Annotated in this window: 23 protein-coding genes and 1 riboswitch; of the genes, 9 read left to right on the forward strand and 14 right to left on the reverse strand. The window is 47.3% G+C overall.

The features are described from left to right. Positions 1-53: 53 nt before the first annotated feature. The 8 genes from EIM92_RS17245 to EIM92_RS17280 all read right to left on the reverse strand — a co-directional run bounded on the left by EIM92_RS17245 (position 54) and on the right by EIM92_RS17280 (position 9,690). Positions 54-767 carry an MgtC/SapB family protein gene (locus EIM92_RS17245; RefSeq protein ID WP_125083741.1) on the reverse strand — a complete coding sequence of 238 codons (714 nt, stop codon included), beginning with the start codon at positions 765-767 and terminating at the stop codon, positions 54-56. Positions 768-906: 139 nt separating this feature from the next. Then, a complete protein-coding gene (gene metE, locus EIM92_RS17250) occupies positions 907-3,213 on the reverse strand; it encodes a 5-methyltetrahydropteroyltriglutamate--homocysteine S-methyltransferase (protein ID WP_125083743.1) in 2,307 nt (768 codons plus the stop codon). A gap of 133 nt (positions 3,214-3,346) precedes the next feature. Beyond that, positions 3,347-3,544, reverse strand: a riboswitch (cobalamin riboswitch). Between the two features lie 93 nt (positions 3,545-3,637). Next, complete coding sequence (locus EIM92_RS17255) at positions 3,638-3,997, reverse strand: replication termination protein (RefSeq protein ID WP_125083745.1); 360 nt, start codon at positions 3,995-3,997, stop codon at positions 3,638-3,640. Positions 3,998-4,193: 196 nt separating this feature from the next. Then, complete coding sequence (locus tag EIM92_RS17260; RefSeq protein ID WP_125083747.1) at positions 4,194-4,835, reverse strand: response regulator; 642 nt, start codon at positions 4,833-4,835, stop codon at positions 4,194-4,196. Between the two features lie 52 nt (positions 4,836-4,887). Next, positions 4,888-7,422, reverse strand: a complete 2,535-nt coding sequence (gene hrpB, locus EIM92_RS17265; RefSeq protein ID WP_125083749.1) for an ATP-dependent helicase HrpB — start codon at positions 7,420-7,422, stop codon at positions 4,888-4,890. A 253-nt stretch (positions 7,423-7,675) separates the two neighbouring features. After that, on the reverse strand, positions 7,676-8,482 hold the full coding sequence (locus tag EIM92_RS17270; protein ID WP_125083751.1) for an SDR family oxidoreductase: 807 nt from the start codon (positions 8,480-8,482) through the stop codon (positions 7,676-7,678). A gap of 147 nt (positions 8,483-8,629) precedes the next feature. Further along, on the reverse strand, positions 8,630-8,824 hold the full coding sequence (locus EIM92_RS17275; protein WP_125083753.1) for a hypothetical protein: 195 nt from the start codon (positions 8,822-8,824) through the stop codon (positions 8,630-8,632). Positions 8,825-8,853: 29 nt separating this feature from the next. Continuing rightward, on the reverse strand, positions 8,854-9,690 hold the full coding sequence (locus tag EIM92_RS17280; protein ID WP_125083755.1) for a hypothetical protein: 837 nt from the start codon (positions 9,688-9,690) through the stop codon (positions 8,854-8,856). 460 nt (positions 9,691-10,150) lie between these two features. Between EIM92_RS17280 and EIM92_RS17285 the strand changes: the two genes are divergently transcribed. After that, entirely contained in the window at positions 10,151-10,390 is a 240-nt protein-coding gene (locus tag EIM92_RS17285; RefSeq protein ID WP_125083757.1) for a hypothetical protein, read from the forward strand. Between the two features lie 93 nt (positions 10,391-10,483). Here EIM92_RS17285 and EIM92_RS17290 read toward each other — a convergent pair whose 3' ends face one another. Further along, positions 10,484-10,684: a hypothetical protein gene (locus EIM92_RS17290; protein WP_125083759.1), complete on the reverse strand. Its 201-nt coding sequence runs from the start codon at positions 10,682-10,684 to the stop codon at positions 10,484-10,486. Between the two features lie 88 nt (positions 10,685-10,772). Between EIM92_RS17290 and EIM92_RS17295 the strand changes: the two genes are divergently transcribed. The 3 genes from EIM92_RS17295 to EIM92_RS17305 all read left to right on the forward strand — a co-directional run bounded on the left by EIM92_RS17295 (position 10,773) and on the right by EIM92_RS17305 (position 13,124). Beyond that, positions 10,773-11,558, forward strand: coding sequence for an alpha/beta hydrolase (locus EIM92_RS17295; protein WP_125083761.1), 786 nt, complete (start codon positions 10,773-10,775; stop codon positions 11,556-11,558). Positions 11,559-11,683: 125 nt separating this feature from the next. Beyond that, positions 11,684-12,670, forward strand: a complete 987-nt coding sequence (locus EIM92_RS17300) for a YpdA family putative bacillithiol disulfide reductase (protein ID WP_125083763.1) — start codon at positions 11,684-11,686, stop codon at positions 12,668-12,670. 1 nt (position 12,671) lies between these two features. Then, complete coding sequence (locus EIM92_RS17305) at positions 12,672-13,124, forward strand: DUF441 domain-containing protein (RefSeq protein ID WP_125083764.1); 453 nt, start codon at positions 12,672-12,674, stop codon at positions 13,122-13,124. A gap of 121 nt (positions 13,125-13,245) precedes the next feature. On the opposite strand, the gene EIM92_RS17310 is transcribed toward EIM92_RS17305, so the two are convergent. Together EIM92_RS17310 and EIM92_RS17315 are read right to left on the reverse strand one after the other, a co-directional pair. After that, positions 13,246-14,994, reverse strand: coding sequence for an ABC transporter ATP-binding protein (locus tag EIM92_RS17310; protein WP_125083766.1), 1,749 nt, complete (start codon positions 14,992-14,994; stop codon positions 13,246-13,248). Positions 14,995-15,065: 71 nt separating this feature from the next. Then, entirely contained in the window at positions 15,066-16,010 is a 945-nt protein-coding gene (locus tag EIM92_RS17315; RefSeq protein ID WP_164515142.1) for a phosphotransferase family protein, read from the reverse strand. A 145-nt stretch (positions 16,011-16,155) separates the two neighbouring features. Between EIM92_RS17315 and EIM92_RS17320 the strand changes: the two genes are divergently transcribed. Beyond that, positions 16,156-16,674: an ADP-heptose synthase gene (locus tag EIM92_RS17320; protein WP_125083770.1), complete on the forward strand. Its 519-nt coding sequence runs from the start codon at positions 16,156-16,158 to the stop codon at positions 16,672-16,674. 74 nt (positions 16,675-16,748) lie between these two features. On the opposite strand, the gene EIM92_RS17325 is transcribed toward EIM92_RS17320, so the two are convergent. Then, a complete protein-coding gene (locus EIM92_RS17325; protein WP_125083771.1) occupies positions 16,749-17,051 on the reverse strand; it encodes a HesB/YadR/YfhF family protein in 303 nt (100 codons plus the stop codon). Between the two features lie 474 nt (positions 17,052-17,525). Between EIM92_RS17325 and EIM92_RS17330 the strand changes: the two genes are divergently transcribed. The 4 genes from EIM92_RS17330 to EIM92_RS17345 all read left to right on the forward strand — a co-directional run bounded on the left by EIM92_RS17330 (position 17,526) and on the right by EIM92_RS17345 (position 22,679). Continuing rightward, positions 17,526-19,283 (forward strand): ABC transporter ATP-binding protein, encoded by a 1,758-nt coding sequence (locus EIM92_RS17330; RefSeq protein ID WP_125083773.1) that lies wholly within the window; start codon positions 17,526-17,528, stop codon positions 19,281-19,283. Further along, positions 19,283-21,358: an ABC transporter ATP-binding protein gene (locus EIM92_RS17335; protein WP_125083775.1), complete on the forward strand. Its 2,076-nt coding sequence runs from the start codon at positions 19,283-19,285 to the stop codon at positions 21,356-21,358. Before EIM92_RS17330 ends, EIM92_RS17335 begins: the two co-directional genes overlap by 1 nt. Before the next feature lie 460 nt (positions 21,359-21,818). Then, entirely contained in the window at positions 21,819-22,487 is a 669-nt protein-coding gene (locus EIM92_RS17340; RefSeq protein ID WP_125083777.1) for a transcriptional regulator, read from the forward strand. A gap of 3 nt (positions 22,488-22,490) precedes the next feature. Continuing rightward, the gene (locus tag EIM92_RS17345) at positions 22,491-22,679 is read left to right on the forward strand and encodes a hypothetical protein (RefSeq protein ID WP_125083779.1); all 189 of its coding nucleotides are present in this window, start codon (positions 22,491-22,493) and stop codon (positions 22,677-22,679) included. Positions 22,680-23,112: 433 nt separating this feature from the next. On the opposite strand, the gene EIM92_RS17350 is transcribed toward EIM92_RS17345, so the two are convergent. Continuing rightward, complete coding sequence (locus EIM92_RS17350) at positions 23,113-24,009, reverse strand: S-layer homology domain-containing protein (RefSeq protein ID WP_125083781.1); 897 nt, start codon at positions 24,007-24,009, stop codon at positions 23,113-23,115. A gap of 147 nt (positions 24,010-24,156) precedes the next feature. Beyond that, entirely contained in the window at positions 24,157-24,492 is a 336-nt protein-coding gene (locus tag EIM92_RS17355) for a four-helix bundle copper-binding protein (RefSeq protein ID WP_125083783.1), read from the reverse strand. Positions 24,493-24,547 lie beyond the last annotated feature (55 nt).

Consider the following 24,547-nt stretch of genomic DNA (forward strand, 5'->3'; position numbering starts at 1 on the left):
AACTGCCTTCTGATATCTAAAGAACGGATTAATGTATTGGAAGGTTATAAATACTACAAGTTTTCCACCTCAACACTGATGACATGATCGATTTTTCGTATAAAATGATATATTTCCGTTGTATATTCACGTTCTGAAGCGGAAATTACCATATCGATCCGCTGGCGCCCTTCTTCCAAATCCTTAATCTTCAAACGCCGAATGCGATGACGATTCCACTTAGCCTCAGGGCCTTTCTCGTCCTTCCGCTCAATAATGCGGATGAGATCAGTAACATTGCCTGAATCCTCCATCACAATTTTGACGGAAACATCACGTTGATTCAATTTATAAGGGCCAAGCCATTTGATCATATAAGGTACAAAATTCACTGCTAAAATGAGCAGAATCACCGCAAGCCCCGCTTCCCAATAAAAGCCTGCACCAATGGCGATGCCAATGCCAGAGGCTGCCCAAATCATGGCTGCCGATGTTAGGCCGGAAATCCCTTCATTGCTTCTGCGCAAGATCACCCCTGCTCCCAGAAAACCGATCCCGCTGACAATTTGCGCGGCCAAACGCATTGGATCCATATTTGGATGATCCGGACCAGCGAATTTGGCGAAGGATTGGATGGATACAATGGTCACCAAACAGCTCGCGATACAAATAACCATGCTCGTTTTTATGCCAAGTGGCTTTTGCTTCAATTGACGATCAATACCAATAAACAGACCGAACAGTAGTGCAATAAACAGTTTAAAAATAATTTCCCATTCCAGTAACATTCATAATCTCCTCCTACATATAGAGAGAGTATAAGTGTAATTATAATATTTATGCAACAAAATGAGACTACCCTCAGGTTATTTATAACCTATTCAGGGTAGTCTCATTGTTTACTTCTTTAAAATAAAAACCCGCGTATTAATTAGTGCTGACTGCCGACTCTTTAGCGCGGTATTTGCTAGCGGCCAGCACCATGTTTTTCAAGGATTGAACTGTCTCTTCAACTCCCCGCGTCTTAAGGCCACAGTCCGGATTGATCCAGAATAATTCAGGATCCAGTACTTGCAGCGCTCGATCGATCATGGAGGTCATTTCCTCAACTGATGGGACCCGCGGGCTATGAATGTCGTATACGCCAAGGCCGATGCCGAGATCGTATGTATGCTCTTCGAAGCTGTGAACAAGCTCGCCATGACTGCGCGAGGTCTCGATGGAGATGACATCCGCATCCAAAGCCCGAATGGAATCAATAATATCATGGAACTCGCAGTAGCACATATGTGTATGAATTTGCGTAGTATCGCGAACTGTAGAGGTCGTAATTCGAAACGCTTTGACCGACCAGTCCAGATACCCGTTCCAATCCTCCCGCTTCAGGGGAAGCCCTTCGCGCAGTGCCGGCTCGTCTACCTGAATCATCTCAATGCCTGCCTGTTCTAGAGCTTCAACCTCTTTACGCAGTGCCAGCGCGATTTGATATGCTACCTGTTCCCGCGACAAATCACTGCGCACAAAGGACCAATTCAGAATTGTAATCGGGCCAGTCAGCATTCCTTTTACCGGTTTATTTGTCAATGATTGAGCATATTCGGTCTCTTTCACCGTCATCGGCTGATCGAAATCAACATCTCCGTAGATGACCGGCGGCTTTACGCAGCGAGTACCGTAGGATTGAACCCAGCCTCCTTTAGTAAAGGCGAAGCCCGGTAATTTCTCACCAAAGAACTCCACCATGTCGGTTCTTTCAAATTCGCCGTGCACCAGTACATCGATACCGATTTCCTCCTGCAGGGAAATCCACTTCTGGATATGTTCCTTAATAAAAGAATCATACTTTTCCTGACTCCACTCGCCTTTGCGCCATTTCTGACGGGCTGAACGCACTTCTGCCGTTTGCGGGAAACTGCCGATCGTCGTTGTTGGAAGGACAGGCAGATGCCACTTCTCCTTCTGCTTCTTACGGCGAACCACGAACTCGCTATCTCTTACGGCCGGCTCCGCTGAAATTTTCTGAACCGCAGCCGAGACGTTGGCACGGTTCCGGGCAGGATCCTTAGCCAAATTGTCCAGAGCGATGCGATTATTCTCAAAAGCGGACTTAACACTTTCGATGCCTTGATTAACCGCTTTGCTTAACGCGACAATCTCATCCAGTTTTTCTTCTGCAAAAGACAAAGCCTCATGAAGTACAGTGTCTAATTCCTGCTCCTGCTTAGCAGATACAGGGACATGCAATAAGCTACAGGACGGCTGAACGACAATGTCCGCATCAGGTGCTAATGTCAAAATTTCCTGCAGGAGCTCAGCTTGGCGATACAAATCGGTTCTCCATATATTACGACCATCAACGACTCCGGCACCTAATGTCTTACCCCGCGGAAAACTGAATTTGCGAAGGGCAGCAAGGTTACCGTCTCCGCCATGAATGAAATCCAAGCCGATCCCGGCCACAGGCAGTGAAACAACATCTTCGTAGCGATCAATCGCTTCAAAATACGTTTGTAATAGAATCGAAATTTCTGGAGCTTCACGATGAATCTTCTCATAAATCGCTTTTACGCGAGCTATATCTTCGTTGGTTACTGAAGTCACTAAAGATGGCTCGTCAAATTGAACCCAAGCCGTGCCTTCTGCGATCAGCTCCTTTAGAATCTGAATATATAAAGGAAGAAGCTGGCTTACCCAGTGATCCCATTCGGTAGCTTCATTGAAACCCTTCGATAATTTAAGGAAGGAGTATAATCCAATCAGTACCGGTCTGCCCTCAATACCCAGCTTCTCCTTGGCTTCCCGATAGGCGACAAGCGGTCGATTGACCGTAAGCTGCGGTTTTCTTGCGCCAAGTTCTGGAACAATATAATGATAATTCGTATTGTACCACTTCGTCATCTCACTGGCTGTCGCTTCCTTATTTCCGCGTGCGATAGCATAATACGTATCCAGCGGTACTTCGCCACCATTATACGTAAACCGCTCCGGTACTAGACCAAACATCACGGCCATATCCAGAACATGGTCATAATACGTAAAATCTCCTACGGGAATAATCTCAAGTCCCTGATCCCGTTGCTGTTGCAAATTGTTAAGCCGGATCTGCGTCAGCTGCTCATGCAGCTGCTGCTCTTCCAATTTGCCCGCCCAGTAAGCTTCAATCGCTTTTTTCCATTCCCGTTGGCCACCGATTCTCGGATAGCCTAAATTTCCACTTTTAACCGTATGACTCATTGTTTTATACCTCCCCAGTGTATGTTTATTCAGCAACAAAAAAATCCCCTTTAGCTGGAATGGCTAAAGAGGACCTTCGTCAAGACATGCGATGGCTCGAATCTTTAACACCTCCCTATCTCCCGTAGGTACATCAGTGCTGGCAGAACAGGCAGGTCTCCTGGCTTCAGAATCATGACTGGACAGCAACCTTCCCAATGAATAATCATCAGTGGCACTATCGCTTCCAGCTCCTCTGTTACAGTGGCGGGACCGCGCCGGGATTACACCGGACTTCCCTATTAAGCTTCAATTTGAATCCAACTGAAGCACCTGTTCCCAAAATATTCAATTATGAATATAAAATTTATGTTACTTCAAGTTAACAAATAATACAATACAAATCGGATTAGTTATCGAATAATTATGCAAAAACATGCAAAATCTAATAATTATCGGCTACAGCTTTATTCAACATTCCAATACAACGGTCTAAATCGGCTTTGACTTGCTTCTTATAAAGATCTGCCTTCTCATGACCATCATCGGTGAAATGATAAAGCACGATTTCCTGAAAATCAACACTAGGGTCATTCCCCTTCAACTGCTTTGTCCGGTAGAGTACCCCTTCTTGCACCAGTTCATGAAGCGCCCGATAAATTTCACTTTGTGGAGGATTGTAGCCGAATGGCTTAAACTCCTCTTTCAACTCTTCAAGCATCTGGTAGCCATAGCCCCTTCTCTGTTCTACCATCGTGATTAAATATAGCTTTATATACGCCCGCTGCGCAATCATAAAAGCCATTCTCTCACCTCCTGCTCCTATCAAAAAGTATAGAGCAGTTATGAAATTTTCACAACAGCGGCTACATGCGCTTTGATACGATTCTGATAGATGCAAGGGACGTGGGTAGAAGAAGTAATTGCGAGCGAAGCAAAGGAAATATATTATTATCTTATTGTTGTGAATTTTTCATATATTGAAATATTATAAATTAGGCCTAGTGATTGATCCAGCCTTGCTCCATCGCATATCTCGTCAACTGAACACGATTTTCCAAATGTAATTTTTGTAAAATGTTTTTCAGATGATTTTTAACCGTTTGATCGGAAATATGCAATTCCTTAGCGATTTCTCGATTGGTCATCCCTTTCGCCACCCAATCCAAAATTTCACGCTCGCGACTCGTAAGAGGATGATCGTCGTTACTATTCTTTTTAGACAACGGAAACTCTTGCAATATCCGATAGGCCAATTCGCTGGACAATGGTGCTTCATCACTGGCGACTGCCCGCAAATATTGCAGCCAGGTCCCCGGCTCCAGGTTTTTAAGCAAATAGCCCTGTGCCCCTTGCTTCAGCGCTTCAAATAAATGTGCGGCATCGTCGGAAACCGTAATGAGTACAATTTTGACATAAGGATACTTCAGCTTGATTACTCTCGTCATCTCCAACCCATCTTTTCCTGGCATATGAATATCCATCAGAATTAGATCAGGCATCCATAATTCAGTCTGCAGCAGGGCTTCATCCCCATTTTCTGCATAGCCGATGATTTCAAAGCTCTTGTCATCCGATAAAATCTCACCAATAGCCTCGCGAGCATGCGGATGATCGTCGACGACTAAAACTCTCACCTTCATGGCCCAATCTCCTTTATGTCATGATCATTAGTTCATAATTACTGCCCACCACTCATTTCGGACGAACTCGTCGCGTCGCCGTGGCCTGTAACGGGTCATCCGGCCAATAATGCTTGGGATAACGGCCCTTCAAATCCTTCTTCACTTCAAAATACGTATTATCCCAAAAGCTTCGCAAGTCCGCCGTAACTTGCACAGGACGCCCTGCGGGGGAAAGCAAATGCATAATAAGCGCAACCTTCCCATAACCGATACGTGGCGTATCCATCATTCCGAACACTTCCTGTAAGCGAACTGCTGCATACGGCACATCTCCCTGATCATAGTGAATTAGGATCTTGGAGCCGCTAGGTACGATCAAATGCGTCGGCGCCTCGGCATTTAACTCCTGACGGAGCTCCCATCCCAGTTCATTCTCCAAAATCGTCAATAGTGATAAGGTTTGCAAATCCGAGCGCTTTCGAAAATTTGCAATATAAGGCGCAAGCCATACCTCGGCACGATCCGCTAGTGCCGCATCAGACCAGTCCGGCCAGCGCTCGTTTTGCCTGCGCAAAAAAAGGACGCGAGCCTGCAATTGGCGCGCCTTATCATTCCAGGGCAGAATATGAACCCCTTGTGAAGTTACAGCATGCAGTATAGCCTGTGCAAAATCCTCAGCCACAGGCTGCACCGGGCGCTCCTTGATCACGATTGCTCCCAACGTCTCCCTTAGGCGAACGCGAACCGTCCCTGCCTCCTCGTCCCATTCCGACACTCTTTCTTCCTTTATATGCTCGCTATAATGCTTCGTTAAATCCGCCAGTTTCACTGGAGCAGCCAATAAAATACGTCCCTCGGTTCCCTCGTCATCCACCTCAGCAATGGCAAGATACGAAGCCTCGCTAAGATGCTGCTTCCTAGCAAATGCCGCCCCTCGGCCGTTTCGCAGTATGTACCTTCCATCGGCTCTTCGCCCCGCGATGCGATCCGGATATGCGAAAGATATCAATATTCCGCAAGCAAGATGCCACTTATCCTCACCGGGACCCACTGAAGCTTCGGAGCTCGCCCGCTGCTCGATCCCCAGCCTCCGCTCATACTGTCTGCTCATAGTCAGGATCCGCTGAATATCTCTATCTTCTACCTGATGATCGGGATTGCCGTTCTCATGAAGAGTACCCTCCGAATTCATAAGCAAAGACAGTCGGTTACGAATATCACAATCCTCTCGGACCGCCGCCGAGCCCCTTAACAAATCACGTTCCTCCAACAACGCAGCCAGAAGGCATGCCAGCCGCTCGATACCTAACTCCGCTGCCTTAAGCAGCATATGCGCTAAGCGGGGATGAAGTCCAAGCTCAGCCATCCTTCGCCCATGCTCGGTAATACGTTCTTCTCCATCCAACGCACCTAGCTGCTGCAGCAATCGAACAGCTTGCCGATACGGCCCCGCCGGCGGCGGATCAAGCCAAGCGAGCTCCTCGGGCGAACTCGCTCCCCAAGCCGCCAGCTCAAGCGCAAGCGGCGTCAAATCCGCCTCCAGCATCTCCGGCGCCGTCCGCTCTGGCAGCAGCCGATCCTCCGCTTCGCTCCACAGGCGGTAACACACACCGGGCGCTGTCCGCCCGGCTCGTCCCCGCCGCTGGTCAGCGGAATCGCGGGCTGCCCGCACCGTAACGAGCCGGCTCATGCCGGTGCGGGCAGAGAACAGCGCCGTACGCCGCAGGCCGCTGTCGATCACCACCGTCACGCCTTCGATCGTCAGGCTTGACTCCGCGATCGACGTGGCAAGCACCACCTTGCGCTTGCCCGGCGGCGCTGCCGCTATAGCCCGCTGCTGCTGCTGCGCAGGCAGCGCGCCATATAGCGGCGCTACAAGCACGTCGCTGGGTACCACCGGTACCAGCGACCGCTCCACCCGGCGAATTTCCTTCGCGCCGGGTAGAAAAACTAGCAAGCTCCCTTCATGCCGCTCAAGCGCGCCACGTACCGCGCGCGTTACTCTTTGCTCTAAGGGAGCTGCGCCTGCCGGCGCATCCGCGTACCTGGTCTCCACCGGATACGCCCGCCCCTGGCTGCGGATTACAGCCGCCCCGCCTAACAGTTCAACCAACGGCTCCGCATTAAGCGTCGCCGACATAATTAGCGGCCGCAAATCATCGCGAAGCAGCTCTTGGCTTTGCAACGCCAATGCCAATCCGATATCCGCGTGCAAATTTCGCTCATGATATTCATCAAAAATTATGAGCCCAATCCCCACCAAAGCCGGATCATGCTGAAGCATCCGCGTTAAAATCCCCTCCGTGACGACCGTAATCCTCGTCCGGCTAGATACTTTGCTTTCCGTTCTAATTCGATAACCTACCGTTTCCCCAACGCGCTCACCAAGCTGCTGAGCCATATAAACCGCTGCTGATCGCGCTGCAAGTCGCCGCGGCTCCAGCATAACGATGCCTTGTCCCTTCAGCCAGGGTTCTTGGAGCAGCTCCAGCGGTGTCCGCGTCGTCTTGCCTGCCCCCGGCTCCGCCAGCAGTATGGCAGCATTAGCGGACTCCAATCGCGTTTTTAGATCTGGAATAACCTCATCTATTGGAAGTCTTGTCATTCTCTTCTCCTTTATCTAAGAAAAACGCCTAGCGACATCCTATAAAATAGACAGACCGCATTAAGCAGTAATTTTTCTTGCAATAGTTGAATATGTATTAACGCTGATAGCATTTTACCATATGGGTTCCATTTGTCCTACAGCAGCACAAAGCCCCGTCCCATAATAATTCGCAAATTGGGATGGGGCTTCCTTTCCATGGTGCTCCTTCGGTATTAAAGGCTGCTTCCAGCATAACGGCATTATATTCTAACTACAACAGAGATTCCGCGCCATCAATGACGATGCGAGCTCCGGTAATATGAACCGATTCATCCGAAGCGAGAAACGCTACCAAATCGGCCACGTTCTCCGGTTGCCCCGGTCCCTCTGCTAGCGGCTGAGCCCCTTCCGGATATTCGACGGGAATAATAATCCCCTCCAGTTCCTCGCTTACCTCGGAGGTAGAATCAATGTTCGTCGCAATTGCACCCGGACAAATGACATTGACGCGAATTTTAAATTTCGCCAGCTCCAAGGCAAGCATTTTGGCAAACGCCACCTGCCCTGCCTTAGTCGTGCTGTAAGCCGACATCCCAAACCCGGAAAAGCGGTCATTACCGTTGATCGAGCTCGTTATAATAATACTGCCCCCGCCCTGCCTTTTTAAATAAGGAACAGCATGCTTCACCGTAAGAAAAGTTCCGTTTAAATTTATTCCCAACGTACGCTGCCAATCCTCAAACGACATTTCCTCCACTGGAGCCAGTGTTCCATTAATTCCTGCATTAGCAAACACAATATCGACCCGCCCGAATTGCTCCGCCACTTCCTTTACCGCTTGCTCCATGCGCACCGGATCAGACACATCGACATCAAATGAGCGAGACACCCCACGATAGGTATGATTAATTTGATGCTCGGTGCTGCGCGTACGATCATCTATCAAATCAAACAGCGCAACTTTCGCTCCCTCTCTGGCCAGCCTAATGGCGGTGGCCTTTCCGATCCCAGAGCCCGCACCCGTAACAATCGCGGTTTTTCCTTGAAACCGTTGTTGATTACCCTGCATATCCGCCATGAAGGTCACACTCCTACTGGAATTTTGGGTTGATTGACAAGGCATGCTGACTCACTTCTTCCGCTCTGCCGTCTGTTTCAAGATTACCCAAAAGGGGGTATGATTTAATCACTGGATAAGCAAAATAATATTAAAAAGACATAAAATTTACCAAGCGATAAATTGGATGATACCTAACAAAAAAAGTCCAAGGACCATAAGGCCGGCTATTGTCAAAAAACCGGTTAAAAACCAACGGATATAGCTGCCTCGCTTAGGCGCTTGTTGATAAAGGCTCACCTGCTCCTCCAAACACGCGACCCGCTCTTTCAGCTCTGCAAGCTCTAAATCAATTCGGCTCAAACTTATTCCTCCCGCACTATAAGAACTAACTACTGACTACGCCCCTCATAGCCGCAGGGCTCCTTAAACCAATGCAGCAGCATTTCTTTAAACTGATGCTTTTGCGTAGGAGTAGCAATAAGCCAGTCCTCATCGACCTTCGTACTGGAACGAAGTAACCAATTAATCGAATCATTATTTATAAACTGTGCATGCTGTGACTCCCACTGATCTCCATTCCATGAAAAAAAGCGAATATCTCCCTGGGCCACATTAGTCTTCATGCATTTAGCCAGCGAAATAACTCCCTCCTGATCATCTGTAAACTTCATCAGCTCTACCATAACATCCTCAATATCCAGATAATCCAATTGTCGAACAATTTCCTCAAACTGTTTCCTGGACAACATAAGCGCTGGCAGCTCTCCTGGGCAATGAGCATTCCACATCATTTTTCCCGCCAAGCTTCCACACACATGATGCACCTCACTTATTTCGTCCAACTGATGCAGCGTCGGATTATCCTTCGACTTCTCCACTTTAACAACGTATTCATCCGCAATATGTAGAAATTGTTCATATGTCTCGGTTCCCGTGCGATATTTCACCCAGCAGGCCTTCTCCGCCAAGGATACCGCTACAAGAGATGACATGACATTCATGGGCACCGTTAGCACATCCTCGGTTCCGCGAGGCGTCAGATAACCTTTTTCGATTAACGATTCTCGAACATGATCCCGATCTTCATCCAGCTCATTCAATAAAAATCCGCGAAAGGGATCTTCCTTGCCCATCATACGGTTCGCTCCGAGCAGATCGGTTAAATAAATCAATTCTTTGGATTCTAGTGTAACTACTCCACTCGGGGAAGCATCCGCAACTAACATCTGCCCACCTCCTCAACTTATCGGGTATGACTCATTAATCCTATATTCACTATCGATTGAAAGCAGTAATACTAACCTAGGAGTGTTTTACCGGGCTTTCGCATAACTTAAATTTCACGCAATACAATTAACCCTTTTTCCAAAATTTGAAACACTCCTTACAGTTTTGTCATAATCTCAACATTACTATACCACTATTTGTATCATATTTGCTCGGAATAATTTGGTAATCTATTACAATATACCCATAAAAATAGGAGTATCATCTTAACTTTTTAGCTATTTCGAAACTTTTCCGCCCTCTTTTTCGTAATTAAATTTAGAAAAGGAACAAGAAAACACCATTGATTTTTATGAAACTATCATCAAAGATTAATTGAATTATAATGTTTTCTTAATGTATTTTTAAGTTTTCTGCTTTACACTATGTACTATGAAACCACTGTAAGAGGTGATTTGCATGAAAATACTCATTAACTTTCAGAACAATCTGATACCTGTTTATTTCAATGTCGATAGCAAGCAGCCAATCCAACGGACGCTCAAGCTGCTGACTAACGCACTGGAGAACAAGTTCTATAACGGTAAACAAGCTTTGAAGAAATGCCTTAACTCGCTAATCAGTATCGAAATCGAAGGCTCTGAAGCTATATTACACAGCAAAAGCGAATACGATTCCTTAGCGCTTTCTCTCTATTAATATTCTCTCCACAAGCTTCAAATGTTTGCTTACTTAATCTAAATTCTCCAACCACTCAATGAATAGAAGAATAGAGGCCCGAAGCAGCGGCTGCTACAATGCCGACTTCAGGGCCTCTTCTTCATGCCAAGCTTTCTCGACTCGAATCAAAAACAATCGGAGCAAGTTATGCTTCATTGGCTGACAAGTACAGCTTTGCAGTTTGTTTATTATATACCGGTCAATCGCCATATCCAGCAGAAGAGACATAACCGAGTAATCATCCGGTAAGAATACAAACAACACCAGCTCCATTGTACCGCTTTCCCCATATTTCGATAATCAGTAATCTAGAAGGAAATGATATAATTTGCTTAAACATTAGTTATAAGGAGCTGATTTAATGGCTTTAATCCAATGTCGCTTTTTCTCTGAGGTTCTAGGCCTTTCCACTTCCATGACAGTGATTTTGCCGCAGCGGGCCAAATCGCAAATCGGGATGGGCAGCAGCGAGATTTCCGGATCTATTCCTACGTTATATTTGCTGCATGGATTGTCTGATGATGATTCCATCTGGCTCCGCCGTACATCGATAGAACGCTACGTAGCGGAGCTTGGCCTCGCCGTCATCATGCCCCAGGTCGATGTTAGCTTTTATACGGACATGGACACGGGCAAACGCTATTGGACATTTATAAGCGAGGAACTTCCCTACATATGCCGTTCGTTTTTTCCCTTGTCCGAGCGTCGCGAGGACACCTTTGTTGCCGGCTTATCGATGGGCGGTTACGGCGCTTTCAAGCTCGCATTAAGAAAACCTGACGTATTTAGCGCTGCTGCAAGTCTATCCGGTGCTCTCGACGTATCAGTCAACCGAATTGATGAAGTAAGGCGTTCGATCGACAATCAGTCCTTGTATCGGCAAATCTTCGGACCCGACGGTCCATCAGGCACGGAGAATGACTTGTTTAAGCTGCTGGAAACAGCCGATCCGTTAACCTCACCGCGATTGTTCCAATGCTGCGGGACCGAGGACTTTCTATACGATGATAATATTCGCTTTCGAGATGCCTGCATTAAAGCCGGATTTGACCTCACGTATAAGGAAGGTCCAGGAGCCCACGACTGGGCATACTGGGATGCGCGAATTCAAGATGTTCTGAACTGGCTGCCCCTCAAGGCGAACTAACAGCTTCTCCATAGGCTAACTCTCGTCGTTTGGTTCCAGACATATGGATATTACTTTGTATTTCCTGTAGGATGGTATTGTTCCAGGCTTACGTATTTTGAACTACAAGAACTAGGAGGACTTTCATGCAAGACGTCATAATTATCGGTGCTGGTCCTTGCGGACTCTCCGCGGCCATTGAATGCCAAAAAAGAGGACTGCATGTCCTGGTGCTGGAGAAGCACTGTCTCGTACATTCCATCTATTCTTACCCTACGCATATGCAATTTTTTAGTACGCCCGAGCTGCTGGAAATCGGCGATATTCCCTTCACCACGCCGAACGAAAAGCCCTTCCGACATGAGGCTTTGGCTTATTATCGCGGAGTTAGCCGCCACTATAATTTACACATCGCTTCCTATGAGGAAGCAACGGAAATCCATCGCCAGCAAGATGGCAGCTTCATCGTGCATTCGGTGACCCAAAGCGGTGAAAAATGGGAATATCAAGCGCGCAATGTCATCATCTCCACGGGTTATTTCGATCATCCGAACATGCTCGGTATTCCAGGAGAAGAGATGGACAAAGTATCCCATTATTTCCGGGAAGCCCACCCGTATGCGGGTACAAAGGTAACGATCATCGGAGGGAGCAATTCCGCGGTCGATGCCGCTTTGGAATTAATACGGGTAGATGCTCAGGTCACCATCGTCTACCGACGGGATAGTATTTCGGAACAGATCAAGCCATGGGTCAAACCTATCTTTGAAAGCATGGTTAATCGGGGAAAAATCGATCTGCGTCTATCCTCCCGCGTCATTGATATCGGCCAGGATCACGTCATTGTTGAGTCTGCTCTCGGCCGGGAGAAACTATTGAATGATTTCGTGCTTGCCCTGACTGGCTTTCATCCCGATCGGAAGCTGCTGTTTCAGGCAGGTGTCGAAATGTCCGGTGAAGCGGAGAAGCCGATCTTTAACCCGGAAACCATGGAGAGCAATGTTCCCGGTCTGTATGTCGCTGGCGTCATTGCCTCCGGAAGCAATGCCAATGAAGTATTCATCGAGACTGGCCGCAAGCATGGCGTGCTAATTGCGGATCATATTATGAGCTCCAGATCGGAAGAAGCCTAGAATGAGCCAAGTCGATATAACATCACTTCTACTACTCTTCCTCGCAGCCCTAGGTATATTCAGTAGCAATTTGCCGATAACGATAGCGATGATTTTCCTGCTGCTGATCCGGGTGCTGCAGCTGCATATGGCGTTTCCTTGGCTGGAAAAGTACGGACTAACGGTGGGAATCATTATTTTGACCATTGGCGTTATGACACCGGTCGCCAGTGGAAAAATCCCCCTTTCCGTACTGTGGTCTTCCTTTTTCCATTGGAAATCCTTACTTGCCATTGCCGTAGGCATGCTGGTTGCCTGGCTTGGCGGACGAGGAGCCATGCTAATGGGCAATCAGCCGACGATCGTCGCCGGCTTGCTGATTGGCACAGTGCTTGGCGTCGCTTTCTTCCGGGGAGTTCCGGTGGGCCCGCTGATTGCTGCCGGGATATTATCGCTATTTATCGGTAAGCTCTAAAGCCTTGCACATTTCAAAAAGCAAAAGCGCCGATGAAGCAAATATTCGCTTCATCGGCGCTTTTATCTTTTTTCGATTGTTTTAGCTTTGAAAATTTATGAAACTAATTCAATGTTTCGCTCTATGGGTTCAAATTTTGTATATTGTACAGCTGTGCATATACACCAGCCTTATCCATCAGTTGATCATGTGTGCCCCGTTCAGCGATGCTGCCGTCCTTCATCACAATAATTTGATCGGCGTGAGTGATCGTGGACAGCCGATGAGCAACGATTAAGGTTGTTCGGCTCCTTGAAAGCCGTTGAAGCGACTGCTGTATGAGATGCTCGGATTCCAAGTCCAACGCGGAGGTAGCCTCATCAAGGATTAGTATCGGCGGATCCTTTAGAAATACACGGGCAATGGCAATGCGCTGCTTCTGTCCACCGGACAGCTTGACTCCTCGTTCCCCTACTTCCGTATCATAACCCTTCGGCAGCTCCATAATGAAATCATGAGCATTCGCTGCCTTAGCTGCTTCGTACACTGCCTCCTCGCTGCTGCCAGGATTGCCGAGCAGGATATTCTCACGAACGCTGCCGCTAAACAGAAAATTATCCTGCAGCACCATGCCGATCGAGCCGCGCAAGCTCTCCATCGTCCAATCTTTCACATCCCGTCCGCCCACCTGCAGGCTTCCCTTCTGGATATCATAAAACCTAGGAATCAATCCGACGAGTGATGACTTCCCGCCACCGCTCATCCCAACAAAGGCCACAGTCTGGCCCGGATTAATTTGAAGCGTAATATTCTTTAGCACCCATGGATCTTGATCATGATATTTAAAGCATACATTACGCAGGCCGATTCCATGGCTTCCTCCCGTTAAAGTTAGCGCACCGGGCTTATCAACCATGTCATAAGGCTCCTCCAGCAATTCAAGCACCCGTTCCCAAGACGCAGAAGCCTGGGTCAGTACAGTGGAAGAATTAATTAATCGTCTCAAGGGAGAATACAAACGATCCAAGTAACCAAAAAAGGCAATGAACGTTCCTAACGTCAAATTCCCTTGAATCACCAGATAGCCCCCGTAGCCAATGACAAGCAGCGGCGCGATATCTGTCAGCGTATTAATAATCGCAAATGTCCAGGCATTCCAGCGGCTATGCGCTAAGGCTTTGTTCAAATAATTCCCGTTAATACCTGCGAGCTTAACCTGGTCATGTCTTTCCAAGGCAAAGCTGCGAATGACGGAGATACCTTGTATCCGCTCATGAAGATACGCCTGAATGCCTGCGAGAGCTGCAGAGCGGTCTTTGGTCAGAATCTTAAGACGTTTGTACAGCACTTTAACCGCAACCGCATATAGCGGAAATATGGATATCGCGACTAAAGTGAGTACCGGGTCCAAATAGAACATAAATCCCAGTACGAATAGGAGCGTAAATGTATCAAGCCATACATTCATCATACCAACTTCCACGATGTTTTTAGTTTGCTCCGCATCATTGATGAATCGAGAGATTATCTCCCCGACTTTAGTATTCTGATAATAGCGAAGCGATAGCCGCTGCAAATGGCTGTACAGCTTGTTCCGCAAGTCAAATAAGATTTTTGCCGTTATCAGTTGTGCGAAATACTGCCGGGCATATTCCACCGGCCCTCGAACAATGACGAAAAGAAATAAAGTTATTCCAAGCACGATCATAAGCTGAGACACCTGCTCCTGCAGGCCAATCGTCTTATTTAGCAAAATATCGTCGACTACATATTTCTGCACTAACGGCAGCAGCGACGGAATCCCAAATTTCAATACGCCAATAAGCAACGTTAGTATAATCCATTTGGTATATGGTTTAACAAAAATGAAATAAGCTTTCCAATGTTTCAACGATGCGCACATCCTTCTATGTTTGTTCAGCCGTTGCTCCGCAATTAACGTGTAGTTTCAATGACTTCGTTCTAGCTCCTTCGCAACAAGCTTTCTGCATATTCGTCCAGACGTGCAGCCAACAAATCCTTATGCAGATGCGTAACTCCAAGATCCACCCACCCCTGATATACCATAAGCTCCACGTCTACGTAACTCGCCAGAGTCAGCATATCCCAATAGGCAGAATACTCGATTCCTTGCTCACCTTGCACATGATCGAAGTAGAGGTCAAGGAAATGGTCGGCTGCCTCCAGTCCGTGAAGCTGAACCAAATTGACTCGACAATGTCCAACATCGATTCCAGGCGGTCCTAGGCAGGCATTAACCCAATCAACGATTCCGGATACCCGTCCACGTTCCCAAAGCACGTTACCAGGGTGGTAATCTCGATGAATGAACCGCGGCGTGCAGTTCGGCGGAGGCTCTTTGATGATTCGGGCGATTTCCTCCCAAGCCTTTGGTCTGGTCGTCCAGCCCGGAAGGCGAAATTGAGATGGATCGATGTATGAGTAATAAGACCATGGAAAAGGTTCTATCTTTTTCCGATGCAAAAGGGCCAGCTCTTGGGCTATGCCTGCTAGCCAGCTAGTAAGATCGTCCGGCATTAGAATGACTTCCCCCGACAAGCGTGTCATTAGAACGGATGGCTCGCCACAATGGCTCCCCTCCGGATCGGAAGCGATCCAGTTGGGTGAATTCATCCCATTTCGATGCACGATGTTAAGTGCGGACGTCTCATGGAGTACAACATCAGGCTCCTCTGCAAGCCAAGCGCGGTCGGTATACTGACGTAGCACCCATATGGCATGCTCTTCATTTCTTTGGAGCTGTATTTCATATACAACAGATGAGACTCCCCCCTTTAAGGGGCAAATATGGTAAATATCCCAACTTCCGCCGCATTGATTTTTGATCCAATTCAGAACGCTGGCAGATAGAATCGCATCTTGCTGCAAATCCCCGCATTCAGGCATTACTTTCCTCCATTCGTCATTCATTTTTCGCCGATCAAGCTGTAATTGTATTCATGTTATGATATACTCCCTATAATATGTCCCTGCTGTCATCGAAAGCCTTCAAGCAGCGACAAGTGCAGTAACCGTTTGTAGGAGGATAACCATGTCACGTCGATTTGTCATTGAAGCCGTGATGGTGGCCATTTATGGTGAGTTACTTGTGCCCAGTGCGCCTGTAGAATATATTGTACCTTATACCACCGTCTTGGAGCTGTACGAATTTAAGAATAGTCCTGAACCTCTCATGCATGATCCGGCCGATGATTTGCATGTTAAGAATAAAATTAAAGAACTGATCGCCTACTTGGAAGAACCGCTAAATCGCAAGAAGCTCGAACGCGCTCTAAATGTCCCATGGGCCAAGAGCCCATCCATCTTATTCGGCGAGAACGTTTCGTGGACTGTAATCAACGCCCTTGATAACGAGCAGTACGGGGAGTTCCTTGATCCAATTGAGACAGAGATCATTCTGACCGCACAACGTGAAGGCGCCCCTGTCCTGACGGATCAGTTAGAGCTGATTCGCCGTATTATTGAAGCTGAAGTTCCCGTCCAAGTATTTGATATCCAAGATTTTGATTTTGCGATGGAAGACAGCATTTTCTTAAATAACAACCCCTAACACAAAGCGAAGGCCCGTTTATACGGGCCTTTTCTTCTGGTTGAGCATCCACTCAGGCGAGGATTTGTTTATGGTTAGTGCTGTCCCTCGGCGATCTCGTACTTATATTCGATATCATGATGCTTCTGGTTGTATTCGACGTTCAAATTATAACCCTTCAAATACCACAAATCCTTGTCTTCCATAAAAAACTTAATGCCTTCAACTTCGGAGACAGTTCCTGGTGATACAGGGTTTTCAATTTCGATCCCCAGCGAGAATCCGGGATGAATCGTCCCTCCGGCACTATACCGTGCAAAAAAACGGATCGCCTGCCCCGCTTGTACGCCAAGTTCATTTTTGAACCAGCCAGCAGCTTCTTTCGTTACGTTGATCATATCGATTCCCCCCTATCTTCTCCTTATTTTAGACCAATTCCAAACGAAATGCCAAAATAAAAATTGACAGCCACGGGAAAGCGGTGTTAAACTCAACAACATACGAGATCTCATTTGCATTAATTACCAAACTATGAAAGGGTGAGCACGGTGTTAATTATCAAACATTCTCCAGCAGCTTATATGGGACATATCTTACAACTGAATACCGGAGCAACCCCTGCAGGCTTGATTGGAGTTTATTCGCGAACTGCACCCGCTGTCTTCTAAACGGGTATAGCAATATCATCTGGCTGCGGTTGCTACACTTTGTGACAACAGCGTAGCGTTATATGTTATTGGAATTTAAGGCATATCGTTTACGGACGGTATGCCTTTTTTGCGGTTTCTAATCATCATAAATTTACCTGTAGTGGTTATCTTAGAAAATTTATTTAAATTTATGTAACGACGAGGAATAGGAGGAAAATACTCATGTTTTCCGTTCTGCAAAAGTTAGGGTGGTTTTTCCGCCAGGAAAAAAAGCGATATGCGATTGGTTTGATCCTGCTCATCGTCACCGGCGTCATAGAGCTCATTCCGCCTAGGCTGCTGGGCGCAGCCATTGACGATATCGCACGAGGATCCATTAGCTGGAAATCGCTGACTCAATATATTTTAATGACTATCGGGGTACTCATTGTGATTTATTATATGACCTACATATGGATGCATAAATTATTCGGCGGCTCTAATCTGGTCGAAAGGCTGCTGCGAACCCGATTCATGAATCATTTACTACGAATGAAGCCGCCGTTCTTTGAACGCAGCCGCACGGGCGATCTGATGGCTCGAGCGACAAATGATTTAAGGTCCGTTGCCCAAACCACCGGATTCGGCATGCTGACCTTAACAGATTCCACCGCTTACTTGACGGTCATCTTTGTGGCCATGGGCACGCTAATTAGCTGGAAGCTGACGCTTGCGGCAATTATTCCCCTGCCCTTCATTGCCCTGGCCATGATGATTTATGGCCGGATTATTCATCAGCGCTATACATTAGCTCAAGATGCCTTTGGCGACATGAATGACCAGGTATTGGAATCCATTGCCGGTGTACGCGTCATTCGCGCTTATGTTCAAGAGCGTCTTGATGAGAAGCGATTCCAGAATGTTACCGATGATGTATATCGCAAAAATTTAGCCGTGGCTCGAGTCGACGCTTACTTCGAGCCCACGATTCGTCTCTGCGTTGGACTGAGCTACGCCATCGGCTTAACGTACGGCATCTATCTCGTGTTTCATAACGAGCTGACCTTAGGAGACCTCGTCTCTTTCAATATGTATCTAGGTATGATGATTTGGCCCATGTTCGCCATCGGAGAGTTAATCAATATCATGCAGCGCGGCGGCGCTTCTCTCGATCGGGTTAATGAAACGCTGAGTGTTAAGCCAGACGTCGAGGATATTGCCAAGCCTATCCATGTAGATACTCCCGATGTCATTCAGTTCAACAATGTCACCTTCCAATACCCAACTTCAACGATGATTAACCTGGACAACATTAATTTAATGATTCGTCGCGGGGAGACACTTGGTGTCGTTGGCCGGACGGGAAGCGGTAAATCCACGCTTCTGAAGCAGCTGCTGCATGAGTATCCACTGGGAACAGGCGAACTGACCATCTCTGGCGTGCCTATTCAGCATATTTCACTCAGTCAATTGCACAGTTGGATCGGTTATGTGCCGCAGGAGCAAATCCTTTTCTCCAAAAGCGTCCGGCAAAACATTCAATTCGGTCATGCGGATGCTTCCGATACGGTCATTATGGAAGCCATTCGAACCGCGGCATTCGATCAGGATCTGGAGACCTTGTCCGACGGACTAGATACATTAGTCGGCGAGAAGGGCGTCGCCCTCTCCGGTGGACAAAAACAGCGAGTGTCCTTAGCAAGAGCCTTTATTGCGAACCCGGACATTCTGATTCTGGATGATGCACTCTCGGCGGTAGATGCCCGAACAGAAGCACGGATCGTTGACAATATTCGGAGCAAACGCTCCGGTAAAACCACGCTCATCTCCACTCACCGGCTATCTGCCGTGGAGCATGCCGATTGGATCGTCGTGCTGGAGAAAGGGCGGATTATCGAACAAGGTACTCATCGAGATTTGCTGCAGGAAAACGGATGGTACCGAGAACAATACGAGCGTCAGCAGGTAGAATCGAGCCTCACTGACGGGGAGGTGTCCTAATGCCTACGCATACGGGAAAAGCACTATTCAAATACGCCATGACGGCAAAAAATACTTTTATACTGGCCTTGATCATGTTGGCTATCGGCGTCGCTGCCGAGCTAGCTGGGCCATTTCTAGCCCGCACTATGATCGATGATCACATGCTGGCAATTGAACGGCCTTTCTATGAGACGACTGTTCCCAACGAGCAAACGGTATCTTACGACGGACGATACTTCAAACGCGGCGACCGATTTGCTGAAGATGAAGTTAAGGGGCAAGAAGTTCGTATTCTACAGACCGGTACTTCCTTCGTATTCGTAGATGAGCCTGTAACCCAAACCGACGGAGACCGCACCTATAACAGCGGAGTTCTAGCGATTGAATACAACGGGCGCACCGACCAATATTCGGCCGTTAAGCTGGCGCCAAAGGAATTATTTGCCTTTTACAAGCCGGAACTCCCCGGCATTATTACTCTGGTTGGCTGGTACTTCGCTTTTTTAGCCATCGCGATCGTTATGGAATTCGGCAAAACTTACTGGCTCCAGTCCTCGGCCAACAAAGTAATTCAGAAGCTTCGTGTCGATGTTTACAGCCATATTCAACGTCTGCCGGTGAACTACTTTGATAACCTCCCCGCTGGCAAGGTGGTTTCCCGGGTCACAAATGATACTGAAGCAGTAAAAGATCTGTTTATCGCCGTACTCGCGAACTTCTTCTCAGGCATCATCAATATGCTGGGCGTGTATGTGGCTCTCTTCCTGCTCGATGTTCGACTTGGATTCATCTGTCTGTTCGTTGTACCTATCATTTGGCTCTGGGTGGTGCTTTACCGAAAATTTGCAACGAAATACAATACGATTATCCGCTCGCGGCTAAGTGAAATTAACGCCATGATTAATGAATCGATTCAGGGCATGTCGATTATTCGTATATTCCGTCGCGAGGGACAGACCAAGGAAGAATTCGAAAATCTGAACAACGATTACATGAACCATCAGAACAAAATGCTAAATCTGAATGCCCTGACCTCCCACAATCTTGTCAACGTCATTCGCAGCTTAGCCTTCGCCATTGTCCTTTGGTATTTCGGCTCGGCGCAGTTGACGGGAGCTGGCATTATTTCACTCGGTGTACTCTATGCCTTCGTAGATGTACTCGGACGATTGTTCCAGCCGATCACCGGAATGGTGAACCAATTGGCTGCGCTTGATTCTTCTATGGTATCCGCTGGACGTGTGTTCAAGCTGATGGATGAACCAGGCGAGGACGTGACTGATGGCGGTATGCCGAGGTACAAAGGAAACGTCGAATTTAAAAACGTCTCCTTCGCCTACAAAAAGGATTACGTACTGAAAAACATCTCTTTCGAGGCTAAGCAAGGCCAGACCATTGCTCTGGTCGGTCATACAGGATCGGGCAAAAGCTCGATCATCAATCTGCTATTCCGCTTCTACGATCCCCAGATGGGTACGATTACGATTGACGGACAGGATGTAACGACGCTGCCGAAGCAGTGGATTCGCCAGCATATGGGCATCGTCCTGCAAGATCCCTACCTGTTCACGGGCACGATCGCTTCAAATGTGAGCCTTGGAGACCAGCGAATCAGCCGGGCGAGTGTAGAGAAGGCTCTTGCGGATGTCGGTGCCACGCGCATTTTGCAGCATCTGCCAAAAGGTCTGGATGAGCCCGTTGTCGAGAAGGGAAGCACGCTGTCTGCCGGCGAGCGGCAGCTGATCTCCTTCGCTAGGGCGCTGGCATTCGATCCAGCCATCCTGATTTTGGATGAAGCAACCGCTAATATCGATACTGAGACGGAGGCGTTAATCCAATCTGCGCTAGAAGTACTCAAGCGAGGACGTACGACATTCATTATCGCCCACCGTCTTTCAACGATCCGCAATGCCGATCAAATTCTCGTGCTGCACCGTGGCGAAATCGTCGAACGCGGATCGCACGAGGAACTGCTTGCCCAAGGCGGCAGATATTATCAAATGTACCGCCTTCAACTAGGCGCAGCAGAAACAGAAGCACAGCCGCAAACCGCAGGCCCGGTGGCCTCGCGTACAGCGGTAAACCCAACTTAATCGGCATATCGCCGAGGAGGGCACACCCCATGATCCAAAATACCGCCTAAGACGTTTTATTGCCATCAAAATAAAGGACTTGTCCAATTACGATAAAAACCGTTTCTTTCTTAAAGTGTTGGTGTGGTCGGGGGCATAAGCTTGTGTTCGCCTTTGTGACCGGGATTTCTGCCTCTTATGGACCTTATCATCCAAAAAATCTGGGAACAACAACGATTGTAGAAACATTTTACGTTCTTGCCCCAAATCCAATTCAATAGTTATTAAGCCATAGCGTTTTCCACAATTATACGGACATAACTGATATACGGGAATAACTGATGAACCCTTAATCTCACCTTGATTCTGATCAAATCTCAATGCTATACTCAAGTCAACGGTCATGAAGCATATGCCGCTTTGATACTTATAAGTATCGAAGCGGCATTTTTATTTTGTTCAGAAAAAGGGGGCGGGTTTTATGTTCAAGAAACAATATGAGATGTGGATGCAGAAGCAAATTGAACAGGAGAAGAACCATCGAAGATGTGAGTTGCTACAAAAAGGACTTAGCCATGGAACCGTGCAGTTGTTGCATTCGATATGGTATCCGGTTGTCGGTAACTTCGATCATTTGTATCCGGAATGGGAGGTTCGTGATTTTAATAACGGATACCGGTATCTTGATTTGGCTTTTTTGCCGGGTTATGCGAAAGGAGATATAGAGATTCAAGATTACCGATCGCATGCTAGAGATTTGGATACACGTCGTTTTAAAGACTTATGTCGCAGACAAAGTTTGTTGTCGCTCGACGATTGGATCTTCTTGCCGATTGCGTATCTGTCCATTCAGGAAGAACCGGAGTTTTGCAAGCAGCTAATCTTATCGTTCATGGGCAAGTTTCTTTCGTTCGAGGTGGATACCCGTTTGAACAGTATGGAGGCGGAAACGGTACGGTATGCGCGAAGACTTCTGAGGCCATTTACACCAATAGAGCTTGCAACGCATCTTCGAGTGACCGATCGTTATGCTCGTAATGTACTGCATGGCTTGGTGGAGAAACAATATTTGATCGTGGTTGGGGGCAAATTGAGGTTTCGGACGTATCAGTTGAATATTGGCAGTAACTTAAGGAATTTAGGGGGATAAGGTGTGGATAAGAATAATAGGGAGGAAAGAAGAAACACGGAGTGGAGGGTAAGAATGAGATTGAAAAAAAATGAGATTGAGAATAAGAATGATGCAAAGAAAATAAGAATCGTGGAGTGGGGGGAGGAGAGGAGCAGGCATGCGGAACTGAGCGACGTTATTCAACGAAATATGGCTGTTTTTGAAAGCTAACGGAACTATAAGCCGCTATTGACTGCAATTCGCGAAGTATTGTCACCGAAATAGGCAAATAACGTCACTGAGTTCCGTTAGGAGTACAATATAGCTATTTTCATTGAAATAAGGCTACTGACTTCCGTTACTGCCACCTAAGCCAAAGGCGGATGTCTTAATCCCAGATGCTTTCGAAGCATATTAATAAAGCGATGCCTGAAAGTAGAACAAGACGCCGTCGCGCTGCCGCTCCGCGACCTGGGCTAGCAGCGCCCGCCCCGCATTCTCGCCCGCATGCCTCGCAGCAGCACCCACCAAAAGGGGCTGTCCAGCAGTTGATATGCTCCCCTTACAGCAACAGGTTTTATTTTTTCCTGCCTACTATATGGGGCGGGGAGCATATCAGGTCAGTTTTTACTGACTTTCTGGACAGCCCCTTATTCTTAATGAGCTATTTTTTGAGCGGCTTAATTTTCACTTCATATTTGCTGGATACATACGTCTCCGTCTTAGAATCCGTAATAACCTGTGCGTAGAATTTGCCAGGGTCAGGGGAAAGCAGATTGTAGTAAACAATCGCCGTCTTATCCTGGAATTCTACTTTAGCGACTGAAATGCCATAACCGGGATGCGGTTGATTTGCACGCGTCAAAATAACCTTATTTACCTGGTCATTCACTTTTTCAATTTGATGGAATACCTGGTTCAACTGATCTCCATCCTCTATGTCCGGGATTACGTTATCTTTCTGTTTTTTCACATATTCAACGGCATTATAAACAAGGCGAGCTGCTTCGATCCGAGTTATCGGTGATTTTGGATTAAATTTTCCGTCCTCATCCAGGGAAGTTAGCTTCGTAAGAAGCAGCGCTTGTATGCTGTTCATGTAATCGGGATTGACCGCTTCGGAATCAGCCATATGCAGATACATCATAATCATCGGGTAGTCGCCGGTGGCAGATACACCTTGCATAAGTATACTTGCAAATTCTTCTCTCGTCAGCTTCTCGTTCGGCTTGAATTCGGCAGGCAATTGGATTCCATTGTCCTTCGCGATCTGCAGCGACTCAGAATACCAGAATTCCGCACCGCCCTTTACGTCAAAATTTTTGCTGTTTCCTTTCAAATCCAAGGCCTGTACGACCATTCGTACACCTTGCGCTCCTGTAAGATGACTCTTCGGCGCAAATCTGTCCTTTGAGATCCCCTGGATGATCCCCTTCTCATGCAGAGACTTCGTAATTACAGCGTCTTTCGGCTCCACATCCTGGAATGCGGCAGCCGAGGAGGCTAGCAGCAAAGAGCTGGACAGCAGGAGCACTGCTGATGCTTTCAATTTTTTATTCATCTTGTATCACCTCTGCCCTTTCTGACGCAAGGACTGTCCAAAAGGTTTCAACTGGAGTTAACTTTTACAGATGCAGCGGGATTCCACTGGTGCAAAATCAAAAAAAGGCGCGTAAACGAGGATACCTGCGCTTTCGTACTGTTCTATTTAAGCAACCGCAGTCGCACTGCGGCAAATTTCAGCGCATCTACGGCACGCCTGTTCACATGGCTTGCAATGATGGTGCTCATGCTTCCCGCACTCCCTCGCGCAAGCATCACAAGCTTTAGCACACAGCTCGCAAATCTCTTGGGCGAAGGGAGTATTACGTGATAACGATTCTGCGGCAAAAGAACAGATTTCCGCACACTCTCGGGTAAGCCTAATGCATTCCCTTAACATAGCCAAATCGTATTCCTTCAAGCTGGAGACATAGCAGTAGTTACATGCATTCATACACTCGAGACAAGCTTCGATGCACTCTCTGTATTTTTCCTGAATCATTGTTCAATCCCTCCTGAAAATATTGTCTCCGTCAACAAACTCTTTATTAAACTAA

The organism is Paenibacillus lentus (assembly GCF_003931855.1).
Classification (GTDB): domain Bacteria; phylum Bacillota; class Bacilli; order Paenibacillales; family Paenibacillaceae; genus Fontibacillus; species Fontibacillus lentus.

Excerpts from the sequence above, each read along its gene's own strand:
- EIM92_RS17285 (WP_125083757.1), top strand. The coding sequence starts at position 10,151 with ATGAAAATACTCATTAACTTTCAGAACAATCTGATACCTGTTTATTTC.
- metE (WP_125083743.1), bottom strand. The coding sequence starts at position 3,213 with ATGAGTCATACGGTTAAAAGTGGAAATTTAGGCTATCCGAGAATCGGT.
- EIM92_RS17270 (WP_125083751.1), bottom strand. The coding sequence starts at position 8,482 with ATGGCGGATATGCAGGGTAATCAACAACGGTTTCAAGGAAAAACCGCG.
- EIM92_RS17325 (WP_125083771.1), bottom strand. The coding sequence starts at position 17,051 with ATGATCAACGTAACGAAAGAAGCTGCTGGCTGGTTCAAAAATGAACTT.
- EIM92_RS17335 (WP_125083775.1), top strand. The coding sequence starts at position 19,283 with ATGCCTACGCATACGGGAAAAGCACTATTCAAATACGCCATGACGGCA.
- EIM92_RS17340 (WP_125083777.1), top strand. The coding sequence starts at position 21,819 with ATGTTCAAGAAACAATATGAGATGTGGATGCAGAAGCAAATTGAACAG.
- EIM92_RS17300 (WP_125083763.1), top strand. The coding sequence starts at position 11,684 with ATGCAAGACGTCATAATTATCGGTGCTGGTCCTTGCGGACTCTCCGCG.
- EIM92_RS17305 (WP_125083764.1), top strand. The coding sequence starts at position 12,672 with ATGAGCCAAGTCGATATAACATCACTTCTACTACTCTTCCTCGCAGCC.
- EIM92_RS17245 (WP_125083741.1), bottom strand. The coding sequence starts at position 767 with ATGTTACTGGAATGGGAAATTATTTTTAAACTGTTTATTGCACTACTG.
- EIM92_RS17290 (WP_125083759.1), bottom strand. The coding sequence starts at position 10,684 with ATGGAGCTGGTGTTGTTTGTATTCTTACCGGATGATTACTCGGTTATG.
- EIM92_RS17280 (WP_125083755.1), bottom strand. The coding sequence starts at position 9,690 with ATGTTAGTTGCGGATGCTTCCCCGAGTGGAGTAGTTACACTAGAATCC.
- EIM92_RS17295 (WP_125083761.1), top strand. The coding sequence starts at position 10,773 with ATGGCTTTAATCCAATGTCGCTTTTTCTCTGAGGTTCTAGGCCTTTCC.
- EIM92_RS17260 (WP_125083747.1), bottom strand. The coding sequence starts at position 4,835 with ATGAAGGTGAGAGTTTTAGTCGTCGACGATCATCCGCATGCTCGCGAG.
- EIM92_RS17355 (WP_125083783.1), bottom strand. The coding sequence starts at position 24,492 with ATGATTCAGGAAAAATACAGAGAGTGCATCGAAGCTTGTCTCGAGTGT.
- EIM92_RS17320 (WP_125083770.1), top strand. The coding sequence starts at position 16,156 with ATGTCACGTCGATTTGTCATTGAAGCCGTGATGGTGGCCATTTATGGT.
- EIM92_RS17330 (WP_125083773.1), top strand. The coding sequence starts at position 17,526 with ATGTTTTCCGTTCTGCAAAAGTTAGGGTGGTTTTTCCGCCAGGAAAAA.
- hrpB (WP_125083749.1), bottom strand. The coding sequence starts at position 7,422 with ATGACAAGACTTCCAATAGATGAGGTTATTCCAGATCTAAAAACGCGA.
- EIM92_RS17255 (WP_125083745.1), bottom strand. The coding sequence starts at position 3,997 with ATGGCTTTTATGATTGCGCAGCGGGCGTATATAAAGCTATATTTAATC.
- EIM92_RS17350 (WP_125083781.1), bottom strand. The coding sequence starts at position 24,009 with ATGAATAAAAAATTGAAAGCATCAGCAGTGCTCCTGCTGTCCAGCTCT.
- EIM92_RS17315 (WP_164515142.1), bottom strand. The coding sequence starts at position 16,010 with ATGCCTGAATGCGGGGATTTGCAGCAAGATGCGATTCTATCTGCCAGC.